The organism is Serratia sp. L9 (assembly GCF_050632285.1).
Taxonomy (GTDB): Bacteria; Pseudomonadota; Gammaproteobacteria; order Enterobacterales; family Enterobacteriaceae; genus Chania.
Window position 1 is genome coordinate 1,569,162 of record NZ_CP192591.1, and the last position, 14,714, is coordinate 1,583,875.

Sequence of the window (14,714 nt, forward strand, 5' to 3'; positions counted from 1 at the left end):
CACAACTTAGCGCGATTGGTTACCTGTGTGACTGTTTTGTTTTGTTTCAGGCAGCTATAGTAGCTTGGTTAACTTACTTGATAATTGTTTGGGGCACCGCTTCAGACACTGGAGAAATGGATGAAATCTTTGTTTAAAGTCACGCTTCTGGCAACCACTATGGCCTTTGCTCTGAATGCGACCCACGTTATGGCGGCAGATGCTGCTAAACCTGCTGATGCCGCTGCCGCTGCTGAAACGGCTAAGCCAGCAGAAGCACCAAGCACTGGCAAGTTTAAAAATGATGACGAGCAGGCTGCTTACGCGTTGGGCGCATCTCTTGGCCGTTACATGGAAAACTCGCTGAAAGAACAAGAAAAACTGGGCATCAAGCTGGATAAAGATCAGTTGATCGCTGGTGTTCAGGACGCGTTTGCCAACCAGAGCAAACTGAATGACTCAGATATCGAGAAAACCCTGCAAGGTTTTGAAGCGCGCGTGAAGGCGTCTGCTCAGGCCAAGATGGAGCAGGACGCGAAAGAGAACGAAGATAAAGGCACCAAATATCGTGACGCCTTCGCCAAAGAGAAAGGCGTGAAGAAAACCGAATCTGGCCTGCTGTATCTGGTAGAGAAAGAAGGTACGGGTGAAGCGCCAAAAGACAGCGATACCGTGGTAGTGAACTACAAAGGGACCCTGACCGACGGCACCGTATTTGACAACTCTTACGATCGTGGCGAGCCATTGTCATTCCGTCTGGACGGTGTGATCCCAGGCTGGACCGAAGGCCTCAAGCACATCAAGAAAGGCGGCAAAATCAAGCTGGCTATTCCACCGGCCCTGGCTTACGGCAAAACTGGCGTCCCAGGTATCCCTGCGAACTCTACGCTGGTCTTCGAAGTTGAGCTGCTGGATGTGAAGCCAGCTGCAAAAGCTGAAGACAAGACAGAAAAAGCGGCTGATGAAGCGCCAGTTGATACCAAAGCCAAATAAGTCCGTAGTTTTCCCAATCGCCGCGGATATTCTTCGCGGCGATTGTCATTTATGCCAACCTCAAGACGGCAACATTTCCTGAAACTTTTATTTCTCCCTCCTACTGATTACTTGACGCCTGCGGGGCATCGGGCTTAACGTCATTGTCATGTGTAAATGCATGGGCTCTGATCTGGCTGTTTCGTCAGATCCTCGGTCCGTGCTTATAAATCATGCGTCTGCCCCTTAGGGCGTGTACCTAAAACTGTTCTTTGCCCCGTCGGCGGATTGTGTTTATCCTCCAGAAGCGGCTACATGAGCAGTTTTAGCTGCGTCCCCTGGCTCAGACGATCTATGAGGGTGGTATCTTCGATGTCTAATTCGCTTTTATCCGGCGAAGCCAGCGAACTTGATTTGCTGAATGAGCGTCCGTTTAGTCAGACGGACCATGAAATCCTGAAATCGTACGAAGCCGTGGTCGATGGGCTGGCTATGCTGATTGGCGGGCACTGTGAGATCGTGCTCCATTCACTGGAAGATCTGAAATGTTCTGCCGTGCGCATCGCCAATGGTGAGCATACCGGGCGTAAAATCGGTTCGCCTATCACCGACCTGGCGCTACGTATGCTGCACGATATGGCAGGCGATGACAGCAGCGTATCCAAAGCCTATTTTACCCGGGCCAAAAGTGGCGTGTTGATGAAGTCGGTGACGATCGCCATCCGTAACCGTGAGCAGCGGGTTATCGGTCTGTTGTGTATCAACATGAACCTTGATGTTCCGTTCTCACAGATAATACAGACCTTCATGCCGCCAGAGACGCAAGAAGTGGCCTCCTCGGTCAACTTTGCCTCTTCGGTGGACGACCTGGTAGCGCAGACGCTGGAGTTCACCATTGAAGAGGTTAACGCCGATCGTAACGTGTCCAATAACGCCAAAAATCGCCAGATCGTGCTCAATCTCTACGAAAAAGGCATCTTTGATATCAAGGATGCGATCAACCAAGTTGCCGACCGCCTGAATATTTCCAAACACACCGTGTACCTGTATATCCGCCAGTTTAAAAGCGGCGATCTGCTGGGTAATGAACGCTAATGCTTAATTACTGTCTGTTGGTTACCGGCCCTGCATATGGGACTCAGCAAGCCAGCAGCGCCTGGCAGTTCGCCCAGTCTCTGCTGGCCGCTGGCCATCGCATTACCAGCGTCTTTTTCTATCGCGAGGGGGTACTGAACGCCAATCAGCTGACCTCTCCGGCAAACGATGAGTTCGATTTGGTGCGCGCATGGGTTACCTTGGCGCAGCAACACACCGTTGAGCTGAACGTCTGCGTGGCGGCGGCTTTGCGCCGTGGCGTGGCCGACAGACAAGAGGCGTCGCAGCTTCAACTGTTGGCGGCCAATCTACAGCCGGGGTTTACCCTCAGTGGTTTGGGTGCGTTGGCCGAAGCGGCGCTGAGCTGCGATCGTCTGGTGCAGTTTTAAGTGGGCAAGATGAAACGAATTGCGTTTGTTTTTACTCAGGGGCCGCATGGCAATGCTGCGGGCAGGGAAGGGTTGGATGCAATGCTTGCGGCTTCGGCGCTGAGCGAGGACATCGGTGCGTTCTTTATCGGCGACGGCGTACTGCAATTGCTGCCTGGGCAGCAGCCGGAAAAGATCCTGGCCCGCGATTACATCGCCACTTTCGGCGTGTTGCCATTGTATGACATCGAAAATCGCTACCTTTGTGAAGTCGCCTTGCAGGAGCGCGGCTTGCAGCAGGTTACTGACTGGGTGCTGGAGGCAGAGATTCTGCCAGCGGATGCCCTACGTCAAAAACTGGCTAGCTACGATGTGGTGATGACTTTCTAGGATATTTTGATGCTGTATACCCTCAGCCATTCCCCAACTCAATGTGATTTACCCGCGTTATTAAGGCTCACCGCACAAGGTGACGCTTTGTTGCTGTTGCAGGATGGCGTACTGGCTGGCCTGACCGGCAGCGCCAGTCTTGATTTACTGCTAAATGCCCCCATCTCTCTCTTTGCATTGCAGGATGACCTGGATGCCAGAGGGTTGGCTGGTCATATTTCGCACAAAATAGCGGTCATCGGTTATACTCATTTCGTCGAATTAACCGAAAAGCACCGCAGCCAAATGGCATGGTAATGAGTGTAATGTTGTATATTTCTTGACACCTCTACTGGTCAGCCCTAAAATTCTGCGTCCTCGTACTTTGCCAGTAGTGCATACGGGGGATTTATCACATGTTTACGAAGCAAGAAACGAAGCAAAACCCAGGAGCTTTTTAATGGCAACAATTAATCAGCTGGTTCGCAAACCACGCTCTGTGAAGGCTGCTAAAAGCAACGTTCCAGCGCTGGAAGCTTGCCCGCAGAAACGTGGCGTATGTACCCGCGTATATACTACCACTCCAAAGAAACCAAACTCCGCACTGCGTAAAGTATGTCGTGTGCGTTTGACTAACGGTTTCGAAGTGACTTCCTACATCGGTGGTGAAGGCCACAACCTGCAGGAACACTCCGTGATCCTGATCCGTGGCGGTCGTGTTAAAGACTTGCCAGGTGTGCGTTACCACACCGTCCGTGGTGCACTTGACTGCTCCGGTGTTAAAGACCGTAAGCAATCTCGTTCCAAGTACGGCGTGAAGAAGCCAAAGGCTTAATGGTTCTCCGTTAAGTAAGGCCAAACATTTTCACTTTAATGTCAAAATAAACTCGTAGAGTTTTGGACAATCCTGAATTAACAACGGAGTATTTCCATGCCACGTCGTCGCGTAATCGGCCAACGTAAAATCCTGCCAGATCCTAAGTTCGGATCCGAGCTGTTGGCCAAATTTGTAAACATTCTGATGGTAGATGGTAAGAAGTCTACTGCAGAAACGATCGTATATACCGCGCTGGAAACCCTGGCTCAGCGTTCTGGTAAAGGTCACCTGGAAGCTTTTGAAGTCGCTCTCGACAACGTACGCCCGACTGTAGAAGTTAAGTCTCGCCGCGTTGGTGGTTCTACTTACCAGGTACCAGTTGAAGTTCGTCCGGTTCGTCGTAATGCCTTGGCAATGCGTTGGATCGTTGATGCTGCTCGTAAACGTGGTGATAAATCCATGGCTCTGCGCCTGGCGAACGAACTGTCTGATGCAGCAGAGAACAAAGGTTCTGCTGTTAAGAAGCGTGAAGACGTTCACCGTATGGCAGAAGCCAACAAGGCGTTCGCCCACTACCGCTGGTAATATCCTGCTGTAGTTATGCTAACCAGGTGGGCGCTTCTAAAAGCCAACCCGCTTGGCTTAACTGAACTTGAACGCCTAAGGCAATAGAGGAATCAAATGGCTCGTACAACACCCATTGAGCGCTACCGCAATATCGGTATCAGTGCTCACATCGACGCCGGTAAGACTACCACTACCGAACGTATTCTGTTCTACACCGGTGTAAACCACAAAATCGGTGAAGTTCATGACGGCGCTGCCACCATGGACTGGATGGAACAGGAGCAGGAGCGTGGTATTACCATTACTTCTGCAGCGACCACTGCTTTTTGGTCTGGTATGGCCAAACAGTTTGAGCCGCACCGCGTAAACATCATCGACACCCCAGGGCACGTTGACTTCACTATCGAAGTAGAACGTTCTATGCGTGTTCTTGATGGTGCGGTAATGGTTTACTGTGCTGTTGGTGGTGTTCAGCCACAGTCTGAAACTGTATGGCGTCAGGCTAACAAATACAAAGTTCCACGCATCGCGTTCGTTAACAAAATGGACCGTATGGGTGCTAACTTCCTGAAAGTTGTTGGTCAGATCAAAGCTCGTCTGGCAGCCAACCCAGTTCCATTGCAACTGGCTATCGGCGCAGAAGAGAAATTCACCGGTGTTATCGACCTGGTGAAAATGAAAGCCATCAACTGGAACGAAGCTGACGCGGGCGTGACCTTCGAATACGAAGACATCCCGGCTGACATGCAGGATCTGGCTGATGAATGGCGCCAGAATCTGGTTGAGTCTGCTGCTGAAGCTTCAGAAGAGCTGATGGACAAATACCTGGGCGGCGAAGAGCTGACCGAGGAAGAAATCAAGAAAGCTCTGCGTCAGCGTGTGCTGAAAAACGAAATCATTCTGGTTACCTGTGGTTCTGCGTTCAAGAACAAAGGCGTACAGGCAATGCTGGATGCGGTTATCGAATATCTGCCAGCGCCGAATGACGTTGAAGCCATCAACGGTATCCTGGACGACGGTAAAGACACTCCGGCGGTTCGTCATTCTGACGACAAAGAGCCGTTTGCTGCACTGGCGTTCAAAATCGCTACCGACCCATTCGTGGGTAACCTGACGTTCTTCCGCGTGTACTCCGGTGTGGTTAACTCCGGTGATACCGTGCTGAACTCAGTAAAATCGCAGCGCGAGCGTCTGGGCCGTATCGTTCAGATGCACGCTAACAAGCGTGAAGAGATCAAAGAAGTTCGTGCAGGCGACATCGCTGCGGCTATCGGTCTGAAAGACGTAACTACCGGTGACACTCTGTGTGATCCAAGTAATGTGATCATTCTGGAGCGTATGGAGTTCCCTGAGCCGGTAATCTCCGTTGCGGTAGAACCAAAAACCAAAGCTGACCAGGAAAAAATGGGTCTGGCTCTGGGCCGTCTGGCGAAGGAAGATCCATCATTCCGCGTATGGACTGACGAAGAATCAGGTCAGACCATCATCGCAGGTATGGGTGAACTTCACCTGGATATCCTGGTTGACCGTATGCGTCGCGAATTTAACGTTGAAGCGAACGTCGGTAAGCCGCAGGTTGCTTACCGTGAAACGATCCGTGAAACGATTAAAGACGTTGAAGGTAAACACGCCAAGCAGTCTGGTGGTCGTGGTCAGTACGGTCACGTTGTGATCGATATGATGCCACTGGAACCAGGCGGTGTTGGCTATGAATTTGTCAACGATATCGTGGGTGGTACGATTCCTAAGGAATTCATCCCGGCCGTTGATAAAGGCATGCAGGAACAGCTTAAGTCTGGTCCTCTGGCTGGCTACCCGGTTGTTGATATCAAGGTCCGTCTGCATTACGGTTCTTACCATGATGTTGACTCCTCTGAACTGGCGTTTAAATTGGCCGCTTCTCTGGCATTTAAAGAAGCGTTCAAGAAAGCTAAACCAGCTCTGCTTGAGCCAATCATGAAAGTTGAAATCGAAACCCCTGAAGATTACATGGGTGACGTAATTGGTGACCTGAACCGTCGTCGCGGTATGATCGAAGGCATGGATGATACTGCCACCGGTAAAACCGTCCGCGCTCAGGTTCCGCTGTCTGAAATGTTTGGTTATGCTACTGACCTGCGTTCTCAGACCCAGGGCCGTGCTTCATACTCCATGGAGTTCCTGAAGTATGCTGAAGCGCCGAACAACGTCGCTCTGGCCGTTATCGAAGCCCGTGGTAAATAAGCTTTCGGGTTTAAAACATTGATCCAGTGCTCTCTCCATGAGGGGGAGCATAAGAGTTAAGGAATATAGCCGTGTCTAAAGAAAAATTTGAACGTTCCAAACCGCACGTTAACGTTGGTACTATCGGCCACGTTGACCACGGTAAAACTACCCTGACTGCCGCAATCACTACCGTTCTGGCTAAAACCTACGGTGGTTCTGCACGTGCTTTCGACCAGATCGATAACGCACCAGAAGAAAAAGCTCGTGGTATCACCATCAACACTTCTCACGTTGAATATGACACCCCGACTCGTCACTACGCGCACGTTGACTGCCCAGGGCACGCCGACTACGTGAAAAACATGATCACCGGTGCTGCTCAGATGGACGGCGCTATCCTGGTTGTAGCAGCGACTGACGGCCCTATGCCTCAGACTCGTGAGCACATCCTGCTGGGTCGTCAGGTTGGCGTTCCTTACATCATCGTATTCATGAACAAATGTGACATGGTTGATGATGAAGAGCTGCTGGAACTGGTAGAAATGGAAGTTCGTGAACTTCTGTCTGCTTATGACTTCCCTGGTGATGACCTGCCGGTTGTTCGTGGTTCAGCGCTGAAAGCACTGGAAGGCGAAGCTGAGTGGGAAGCTAAAATCATCGAGCTGGCTGGTCACCTGGATTCTTACATCCCAGAACCAGAGCGTGCTATCGACAAGCCGTTCCTGCTGCCAATCGAAGACGTATTCTCCATCTCTGGTCGTGGTACCGTTGTTACCGGTCGTGTTGAGCGCGGTATCGTTAAAGTTGGCGAAGAAGTTGAAATCGTTGGTATCAAAGACACCGTTAAGTCTACCTGTACTGGCGTAGAAATGTTCCGCAAACTGCTGGACGAAGGCCGTGCGGGTGAGAACGTTGGTGTTCTGCTGCGTGGTATCAAGCGTGAAGATATCGAACGTGGTCAGGTTCTGGCCAAACCAGGTTCTATCAAGCCACACACCAAATTTGACTCAGAAGTGTATATCCTGAGCAAAGAAGAAGGTGGTCGTCATACGCCATTCTTCAAAGGCTACCGTCCACAGTTCTACTTCCGTACCACTGACGTGACCGGTACCATCGAACTGCCAGAAGGCGTAGAGATGGTAATGCCTGGCGATAACGTGAACATGGTTGTTACCCTGATCCACCCAATCGCGATGGACGACGGTCTGCGTTTCGCAATCCGTGAAGGCGGCCGTACTGTTGGCGCTGGTGTTGTTGCTAAAGTTATCGCTTAATCGCTGATAATTTTTCGACACAAAAAGAGGGCACTTCGGTGCCCTTTTTTTATGCAATTCCCTCAAATCTTAATTGAAATAAAAAGCATTCCTATTTAGACTTACAGCATTGGTTAAGAAGTGAGTCTCTCTATGTATGTTTGCCTGTGTAATGCCGTGACTGACAGCGCTATTCGTAAAGTCGTGCGTCAGCATAATCCTCATACCATGAAACAACTGCGTGAACTTGTGCCGATTGGTACTGATTGTGGAAAATGCATTCGCCAGGCAAGACAGATTATGGTGGAGGAAAGCGGAACCATTATTCATATGCACGAAGTTGCCTAACTAAAGGTAAGGTTATTTTTTGACTCTTGGTCTACAGGTTCTACACTGTTAGAACTGCCCAGGAGGATTTACCTATGAAAGGCGATAAAAAAATCATTGCTCATCTAAACAAACTGCTCGGTAACGAGCTAGTTGCCATCAATCAATACTTCCTGCACGCGCGAATGTTCAAAAACTGGGGTTTGATGCGTCTCAACGACAAGGAATACCACGAGTCTATCGATGAGATGAAACATGCCGATCGCTATATCGAGCGTATTCTATTTCTTGAAGGGATACCTAACCTGCAGGATCTCGGTAAACTGAATATCGGCGAAGATATTGAAGAGATGCTGAGATCTGATTTGGTTCTCGAGCTGGAAGGAGCCAAAAATCTGCGGGAAGGTATCGCCTATGCTGATTCTATCCATGATTATGTCAGCCGCGATCTGATGAAAGAGATACTGGCCGATGAGGAAGGGCACATCGATTGGTTGGAAACCGAATTGAGCCTGATTGAGCGGCTGGGTATTCAAAACTATGCGCAAGCACAGGTGTTGGAACGCAAAGACTGATTTGATATCTCCCATTTGCTCCCCCGCATGCTTGCCCCTTAAAGCGCTAGGGCCGGGGGAGCCGGTTTTCTTTCTCGCCGTATTTCCCTCAGCTGAATCCCATGCCCCGCCAAATTGCCGCTCATTTTGAGCATATTTCCATCCGTGGCTTGCAACCTGCCCCATTTTGCGTATAATGCGCGGGCTTACCTAATCTTGGTAAGCCTGATTTTAGCGAATCAGTCGACTGACAAGACCTTTTTGTCTTTCGAACAATACTCCCGATATGGGGGTTATATGTTGACGATTACACTCCCCCATCAATCGAAATGGGTGTGAGGAGTAATTATTTACGTTTATAAATAATTGGAGCTCTGGTCTCATGCAGAACCAAAGAATCCGTATCCGCCTGAAAGCGTTTGATCATCGCCTGATCGATCAATCAACTGCGGAAATCGTCGAGACTGCTAAGCGCACTGGTGCGCAAGTCCGTGGTCCGATCCCGCTGCCAACTCGCAAAGAGCGCTTTACCGTTCTGATCTCTCCGCACGTCAACAAAGATGCGCGTGATCAGTACGAGATTCGCACTCACAAGCGTCTGGTTGACATCGTTGAGCCAACCGAGAAAACCGTTGATGCTCTGATGCGTCTGGATCTGGCTGCCGGTGTAGACGTGCAGATCAGCCTGGGTTAATCAGGTCATTGAGCGATTGAGAGGTTGAAACAATGATTGGTTTAGTCGGTAAAAAAGTGGGCATGACTCGTATCTTCACTGAAGATGGCGTTTCTATCCCAGTAACCGTGATTGAAATTGAAGCGAACCGCGTGACTCAGGTTAAAGACCTGGCTAACGACGGGTACCGTGCCGTTCAGGTCACTACCGGTAGCAAAAAAGCTAACCGTGTGACCAAGCCGGAAGCGGGCCATTTCGCTAAAGCTGGCGTTGAAGCTGGCCGTGGTCTGTGGGAATTCCGCCTTGAAGAAGGTCAAGAGTTCACTGCAGGTCAAGAAATCAGCGTAGAAATCTTCGCTGAAGTTAAAAAAGTCGATGTTACCGGTACTTCTAAAGGTAAAGGTTTTGCTGGCACTGTAAAGCGCTGGAACTTCCGTACCCAAGACGCTACCCACGGTAACTCCTTGTCTCACCGCGTTCCGGGTTCTATCGGTCAGAACCAGACTCCGGGCAAAGTGTTCAAAGGCAAGAAAATGGCTGGCCACCTGGGTGACGAACGTGTAACCGTTCAAAGCCTGGACGTAGTACGTGTTGACGCTGAGCGCAACCTGCTGCTGGTTAAAGGTGCGGTACCGGGCGCAACCGGTGGCAACCTGATCGTTAAACCAGCTGTGAAGGCGTAAGGGGATAGCAATGGAATTAGTATTGAAAGACGCGCAAAGCGCGCTGACTGTTTCCGAAACTACCTTCGGTCGTGATTTCAACGAAGCGCTGGTACACCAGGTTGTTGTTGCTTATGCAGCAGGTGCCCGTCAAGGTACCCGTGCTCAGAAGACCCGTGCTGAAGTGACTGGTTCCGGTAAAAAACCGTGGCGCCAGAAAGGTACTGGCCGTGCGCGTTCAGGTTCTGTAAAGAGCCCGATCTGGCGTTCTGGTGGTGTAACCTTCGCTGCTAAGCCACAAGACCACAGTCAGAAAGTAAACAAAAAGATGTACCGCGGCGCGCTGAAAAGCATCCTGTCCGAACTGGTACGTCAAGATCGTCTGATCGTTGTCGAGAAGTTCTCTGTAGAAGCGCCTAAAACTAAGCTGCTTGCACAGAAACTGAAAGATATGGCTCTGGAAGATGTGCTGATCGTGACCGGTGAACTGGATGAGAATCTGTTCCTGGCAGCTCGCAACCTGTATAAGGTTGACGTGCGCGATGTAGCAGGTATCGACCCAGTTAGCCTGATCGCCTTCGACAAAGTGGTTATGACTGCTGATGCTGTGAAGCAAGTTGAGGAGATGCTGGCATGATCCGTGAAGAACGTTTGCTGAAAGTGCTGCGTGCACCGCACGTATCTGAAAAAGCATCCGCTGCGATGGAAAAAAGCAACACCATCGTTCTCAAAGTTGCCAAAGACGCGACCAAAGCAGAAATCAAAGCTGCAGTGCAGAAACTGTTTGAAGTCGAAGTCGAAGACGTTAACACCCTGCTGGTTAAAGGCAAAGTGAAGCGTCAAGGTCAGCGTGTTGGTCGTCGTAGCGACTGGAAAAAGCTTACGTCACCCTGAAAGAAGGCCAGAATCTGGACTTCATCGGCGGCGCAGAGTAAGTCGGAGGAGTAAGAACAATGGCAATTGTTAAATGTAAACCTACATCTCCGGGTCGTCGCCACGTTGTTAAAGTGGTTAACCCTGAGCTGCACAAGGGTAAACCTTATGCCCCACTGCTTGAGAAATTGAGCAAAAGTGGTGGTCGTAACAACAATGGCCGTATCACCACCCGTCATATCGGTGGTGGCCACAAGCAACATTATCGTCTGGTTGACTTCAAACGCAACAAAGATGGTATCCCTGCTGTGGTTGAGCGTCTGGAGTACGATCCGAACCGTTCCGCGAACATCGCGCTGGTTCTGTACAAAGACGGCGAACGCCGTTATATCCTTGCGCCGAAAGGCCTGAAAGCTGGTGACCAGATCCAATCTGGCGTTGATGCTGCAATCAAAGCGGGTAACACCCTGCCTATGCGCAACATCCCAGTAGGTTCAACGGTTCATAACGTAGAAATGAAACCAGGTAAAGGCGGCCAAATGGCTCGTTCTGCTGGTGCCTACGTTCAGATCGTTGCACGTGATGGTTCCTACGTAACTCTGCGTCTGCGCTCTGGCGAAATGCGTAAAGTTCCAGTTGATTGCCGCGCCACCCTGGGTGAAGTCGGTAACGCTGAACATATGCTTCGCGTTCTGGGTAAAGCAGGTGCTGCACGTTGGCGTGGTGTTCGTCCTACCGTTCGCGGTACGGCGATGAACCCAGTAGATCACCCGCACGGTGGTGGTGAAGGTCGTAACTTTGGTAAGCACCCGGTAACTCCGTGGGGCGTTCAGACCAAAGGTAAGAAGACCCGTAGCAACAAGCGTACTGACAAGTTCATCGTACGTCGCCGTAGTAAAAAATAATTAGAGGATAAGCCATGCCACGTTCTCTCAAGAAAGGTCCTTTTATTGACCTGCACTTGCTGAAGAAGGTAGAGAAAGCGGTGGAAAGCGGTGACAAGAAGCCTTTGCGCACTTGGTCCCGTCGTTCAACGATCTTTCCTAACATGATCGGTTTGACCATCGCTGTCCATAATGGTCGTCAGCACGTACCAGTGTTCGTTTCCGATGAAATGGTCGGTCACAAACTGGGTGAATTCGCGCCGACTCGTACTTATCGCGGCCATGCGGCTGATAAAAAAGCTAAAAAGCGCTAAGGTAGGAGGAAGAGATGGAAACTATCGCTAAACATCGCCACGCTCGTTCTTCTGCTCAGAAGGTTCGCCTTGTTGCAGACCTGATCCGCGGTAAGAAAGTGTCGCAAGCTCTGGAAACTCTGACCTACACCAACAAGAAAGCTGCTGGTCTGGTTAAGAAGGTACTGGAGTCTGCCATTGCTAACGCAGAACACAACGATGGCGCTGACATCGATGATCTGAAAGTCACGAAAATCTTCGTAGACGAAGGCCCAAGCATGAAGCGCATTATGCCGCGTGCAAAAGGTCGTGCAGATCGCATCCTGAAGCGCACCAGCCACATTACTGTGGTTGTGTCCGATCGCTGAGACTCTGGAGACTAGCAATGGGTCAGAAAGTACATCCTAATGGTATTCGCCTGGGTATTGTCAAACCTTGGAACTCTACTTGGTATGCGAATACCAAAGAATTCGCTGACAACCTGGACAGCGACTTTAAAGTTCGCCAATTCTTGACTAAAGAACTGGCGAAAGCTTCCGTTTCTCGCATCGTTATCGAGCGTCCTGCGAAGAGCATCCGTGTGACTATTCACACTGCTCGTCCAGGCATCGTTATCGGCAAGAAAGGTGAAGATGTCGAAAAACTGCGTAAGGTCGTAGCGGATATCGCTGGCGTTCCTGCGCAGATTAACATCGCCGAAGTCCGTAAACCGGAACTGGACGCAAAATTGGTTGCTGACAGCATCACTTCACAGCTGGAACGTCGCGTTATGTTCCGTCGTGCTATGAAGCGTGCTGTACAGAACGCAATGCGTCTTGGCGCTAAAGGTATCAAAGTTGAAGTAAGCGGCCGTCTTGGCGGTGCTGAAATCGCGCGTACCGAATGGTACCGTGAAGGTCGTGTTCCGTTGCACACACTGCGTGCGGATATCGATTACAACACATCTGAAGCGCACACCACTTACGGTGTAATCGGCGTTAAGGTATGGATCTTCAAAGGTGAGATCCTGGGTGGTATGGCTGCAGTTGAACAACCGGAACCGGCTGCTCAACCTAAAAAGCAGCAGCGTAAAGGCCGCAAGTAAGGAGAGTCGCTGATGTTACAACCAAAGCGTACAAAATTCCGTAAGGTGCACAAGGGCCGCAACCGTGGTCTGGCGCAAGGTACGGATGTTAGCTTCGGCACTTTCGGTCTGAAAGCTGTTGGCCGTGGCCGTCTGACTGCTCGTCAAATCGAAGCAGCTCGTCGTGCAATGACTCGTGCAGTTAAGCGTCAAGGTAAGATCTGGATCCGTGTATTCCCGGACAAACCGATCACCGAGAAGCCGCTTGAAGTGCGTATGGGTAAAGGTAAGGGGAACGTGGAGTATTGGGTTGCCCTGATCCAACCTGGTAAAGTCCTGTACGAAATGGACGGTGTACCGGAAGAAGTCGCCCGTGAAGCATTCAAGCTGGCAGCAGCGAAACTGCCGATCAAAACCACCTTTGTAACTAAGACGGTGATGTAATGAAAGCACAAGAGCTGCGTGAAAAAAGTGTTGAAGAGCTGAACACTGAGCTGCTCAACCTGCTGCGTGAGCAATTTAACTTACGCATGCAGGCGGCGAGTGGCCAACTGCAACAAACTCACCTGTTGAAACAAGTGCGCCGTAATGTCGCACGCGTTAAGACTTTACTGACTGAAAAGGCGGGTGCGTAAATGACTGATATTATCCGTACTCTGCAAGGTCGTGTTGTTAGTGACAAAATGGAGAAATCCATGGTTGTTGCTATCGAGCGCACGGTGAAGCACCCAATGTATGGGAAATTCATCAAGCGTACGACTAAGCTGCATGTACATGACGAGAACAACGAATGTGGTATCGGTGACGTGGTTGAAATCCGCGAATGCCGTCCACTGTCCAAGAGTAAGTCCTGGACGTTGGTTCGCGTTGTAGAGAAAGCGATTCTGTAATAGAGTAGCTGGCTCTTACTTAATAAACGGCTCAGAAAATGAGCCGTTTATTTTTTCTACCCATACTTTGGAAGCGGTGTTATAATGCTGCGCCCTCGGTTATGGGGCTTTTCAACGACCTAGTAATGGGTCCTAAAGTTGTAGTTGACATTAGCGGAGCACTAACATGATCCAAGAACAGACTATGCTGAACGTGGCCGACAACTCCGGTGCACGTCGCGTAATGTGTATCAAGGTTCTAGGTGGCTCGCACCGTCGCTACGCAGGCGTCGGCGACATCATCAAAATTACCATCAAGGAAGCAATTCCTCGCGGTAAGGTGAAGAAAGGCGATGTGCTGAAGGCGGTAGTGGTGCGCACCAAGAAGGGTGTACGTCGCCCGGACGGTTCTGTCATTCGCTTCGATGGTAATGCATGCGTTATTTTAAACAATAACAGCGAGCAACCTATCGGTACGCGTATTTTTGGGCCGGTAACTCGTGAACTGCGTAATGAGAAGTTCATGAAAATTATCTCTCTGGCACCAGAAGTACTCTAAGGAGCGAACCATGGCAGCGAAAATCCGTCGTGATGACGAAGTTATCGTTCTTACCGGGAAAGACAAAGGTAAGCGCGGTAAAGTAAAAAATGTCCTGTCTGCTGGTAAGGTCATTGTTGAAGGTATCAACCTGGTTAAGAAACATCAGAAGCCTGTACCGGCCCTGAACCAACCAGGTGGCATTGTTGAAAAAGAAGCTTCTATTCAGGTTTCCAACATTGCACTGTTCAACGCGGCTACCGGTAAGGCTGACCGTGTAGGCTTTAGATTCGAAGACGGCAAAAAAGTCCGTTTCTTCAAATCTAACAGCGAAACTATCAAGTAATTTGGAG

General features: G+C 50.2%; 23 protein-coding genes and 1 pseudogene. All 24 read left to right on the top strand.

The features are described 5' to 3' along the window. Positions 1 to 120: 120 nt before the first annotated feature. Positions 121 to 972 (top strand): FKBP-type peptidyl-prolyl cis-trans isomerase, encoded by an 852-nt coding sequence (gene fkpA, locus ACQ86O_RS07300; protein ID WP_431224696.1) that lies wholly within the window; start codon positions 121 to 123, stop codon positions 970 to 972. Positions 973 to 1,323: 351 nt separating this feature from the next. After that, positions 1,324 to 2,046: a helix-turn-helix transcriptional regulator gene (locus ACQ86O_RS07305; RefSeq protein ID WP_431224697.1), complete on the top strand. Its 723-nt coding sequence runs from the start codon at positions 1,324 to 1,326 to the stop codon at positions 2,044 to 2,046. Further along, positions 2,046 to 2,435 carry a sulfurtransferase complex subunit TusD gene (gene tusD / locus ACQ86O_RS07310; RefSeq protein ID WP_431224698.1) on the top strand — a complete coding sequence of 130 codons (390 nt, stop codon included), beginning with the start codon at positions 2,046 to 2,048 and terminating at the stop codon, positions 2,433 to 2,435. The genes ACQ86O_RS07305 and tusD overlap by 1 nt, the downstream gene beginning before the upstream one ends. Before the next feature lie 9 nt (positions 2,436 to 2,444). Beyond that, the gene (tusC, locus tag ACQ86O_RS07315; protein ID WP_431224699.1) at positions 2,445 to 2,804 is read left to right on the top strand and encodes a sulfurtransferase complex subunit TusC; all 360 of its coding nucleotides are present in this window, start codon (positions 2,445 to 2,447) and stop codon (positions 2,802 to 2,804) included. 9 nt (positions 2,805 to 2,813) lie between these two features. Then, on the top strand, positions 2,814 to 3,101 hold the full coding sequence (gene tusB, locus ACQ86O_RS07320; RefSeq protein ID WP_431224700.1) for a sulfurtransferase complex subunit TusB: 288 nt from the start codon (positions 2,814 to 2,816) through the stop codon (positions 3,099 to 3,101). A 142-nt stretch (positions 3,102 to 3,243) separates the two neighbouring features. Continuing rightward, positions 3,244 to 3,618, top strand: a complete 375-nt coding sequence (rpsL, locus tag ACQ86O_RS07325) for a 30S ribosomal protein S12 (protein ID WP_025122329.1) — start codon at positions 3,244 to 3,246, stop codon at positions 3,616 to 3,618. Positions 3,619 to 3,714: 96 nt separating this feature from the next. Further along, entirely contained in the window at positions 3,715 to 4,185 is a 471-nt protein-coding gene (rpsG, locus tag ACQ86O_RS07330; protein ID WP_431224701.1) for a 30S ribosomal protein S7, read from the top strand. A 96-nt stretch (positions 4,186 to 4,281) separates the two neighbouring features. Then, entirely contained in the window at positions 4,282 to 6,390 is a 2,109-nt protein-coding gene (fusA, locus tag ACQ86O_RS07335; protein WP_431224702.1) for an elongation factor G, read from the top strand. A gap of 71 nt (positions 6,391 to 6,461) precedes the next feature. Further along, the gene (tuf, locus tag ACQ86O_RS07340) at positions 6,462 to 7,646 is read left to right on the top strand and encodes an elongation factor Tu (protein WP_431224703.1); all 1,185 of its coding nucleotides are present in this window, start codon (positions 6,462 to 6,464) and stop codon (positions 7,644 to 7,646) included. A 132-nt stretch (positions 7,647 to 7,778) separates the two neighbouring features. Beyond that, positions 7,779 to 7,973, top strand: a complete 195-nt coding sequence (gene bfd / locus ACQ86O_RS07345) for a bacterioferritin-associated ferredoxin (protein WP_431225676.1) — start codon at positions 7,779 to 7,781, stop codon at positions 7,971 to 7,973. A 74-nt stretch (positions 7,974 to 8,047) separates the two neighbouring features. After that, on the top strand, positions 8,048 to 8,527 hold the full coding sequence (gene bfr, locus ACQ86O_RS07350; protein WP_431224704.1) for a bacterioferritin: 480 nt from the start codon (positions 8,048 to 8,050) through the stop codon (positions 8,525 to 8,527). 361 nt (positions 8,528 to 8,888) lie between these two features. Then, a complete protein-coding gene (gene rpsJ / locus ACQ86O_RS07355; RefSeq protein WP_001181005.1) occupies positions 8,889 to 9,200 on the top strand; it encodes a 30S ribosomal protein S10 in 312 nt (103 codons plus the stop codon). Between the two features lie 32 nt (positions 9,201 to 9,232). Then, the gene (rplC, locus tag ACQ86O_RS07360) at positions 9,233 to 9,862 is read left to right on the top strand and encodes a 50S ribosomal protein L3 (RefSeq protein WP_431224705.1); all 630 of its coding nucleotides are present in this window, start codon (positions 9,233 to 9,235) and stop codon (positions 9,860 to 9,862) included. Positions 9,863 to 9,872: 10 nt separating this feature from the next. Beyond that, positions 9,873 to 10,478, top strand: coding sequence for a 50S ribosomal protein L4 (gene rplD / locus ACQ86O_RS07365; protein WP_004929779.1), 606 nt, complete (start codon positions 9,873 to 9,875; stop codon positions 10,476 to 10,478). Then, a pseudogene (gene rplW / locus ACQ86O_RS07370) lies at positions 10,475 to 10,776 on the top strand (50S ribosomal protein L23). Before rplD ends, rplW begins: the two are co-directional and overlap by 4 nt. A gap of 18 nt (positions 10,777 to 10,794) precedes the next feature. After that, positions 10,795 to 11,619 carry a 50S ribosomal protein L2 gene (rplB, locus tag ACQ86O_RS07375; protein ID WP_073534774.1) on the top strand — a complete coding sequence of 275 codons (825 nt, stop codon included), beginning with the start codon at positions 10,795 to 10,797 and terminating at the stop codon, positions 11,617 to 11,619. Between the two features lie 14 nt (positions 11,620 to 11,633). Then, entirely contained in the window at positions 11,634 to 11,912 is a 279-nt protein-coding gene (rpsS, locus tag ACQ86O_RS07380) for a 30S ribosomal protein S19 (protein WP_004929772.1), read from the top strand. 14 nt (positions 11,913 to 11,926) lie between these two features. Further along, positions 11,927 to 12,259 (top strand): 50S ribosomal protein L22, encoded by a 333-nt coding sequence (rplV, locus tag ACQ86O_RS07385; RefSeq protein WP_002223844.1) that lies wholly within the window; start codon positions 11,927 to 11,929, stop codon positions 12,257 to 12,259. Between the two features lie 17 nt (positions 12,260 to 12,276). Continuing rightward, a complete protein-coding gene (gene rpsC, locus ACQ86O_RS07390; protein WP_004956187.1) occupies positions 12,277 to 12,975 on the top strand; it encodes a 30S ribosomal protein S3 in 699 nt (232 codons plus the stop codon). Between the two features lie 12 nt (positions 12,976 to 12,987). Beyond that, positions 12,988 to 13,398, top strand: coding sequence for a 50S ribosomal protein L16 (gene rplP / locus ACQ86O_RS07395; protein WP_004929764.1), 411 nt, complete (start codon positions 12,988 to 12,990; stop codon positions 13,396 to 13,398). Continuing rightward, positions 13,398 to 13,589 (top strand): 50S ribosomal protein L29, encoded by a 192-nt coding sequence (gene rpmC, locus ACQ86O_RS07400; protein ID WP_002218942.1) that lies wholly within the window; start codon positions 13,398 to 13,400, stop codon positions 13,587 to 13,589. The genes rplP and rpmC overlap by 1 nt, the downstream gene beginning before the upstream one ends. Continuing rightward, on the top strand, positions 13,590 to 13,844 hold the full coding sequence (gene rpsQ, locus ACQ86O_RS07405; RefSeq protein ID WP_431224706.1) for a 30S ribosomal protein S17: 255 nt from the start codon (positions 13,590 to 13,592) through the stop codon (positions 13,842 to 13,844). It begins immediately after the preceding gene. A gap of 166 nt (positions 13,845 to 14,010) precedes the next feature. Then, positions 14,011 to 14,382 carry a 50S ribosomal protein L14 gene (gene rplN, locus ACQ86O_RS07410; protein ID WP_000613954.1) on the top strand — a complete coding sequence of 124 codons (372 nt, stop codon included), beginning with the start codon at positions 14,011 to 14,013 and terminating at the stop codon, positions 14,380 to 14,382. A 10-nt stretch (positions 14,383 to 14,392) separates the two neighbouring features. After that, positions 14,393 to 14,707: a 50S ribosomal protein L24 gene (gene rplX / locus ACQ86O_RS07415; RefSeq protein ID WP_431224707.1), complete on the top strand. Its 315-nt coding sequence runs from the start codon at positions 14,393 to 14,395 to the stop codon at positions 14,705 to 14,707. Positions 14,708 to 14,714 lie beyond the last annotated feature (7 nt).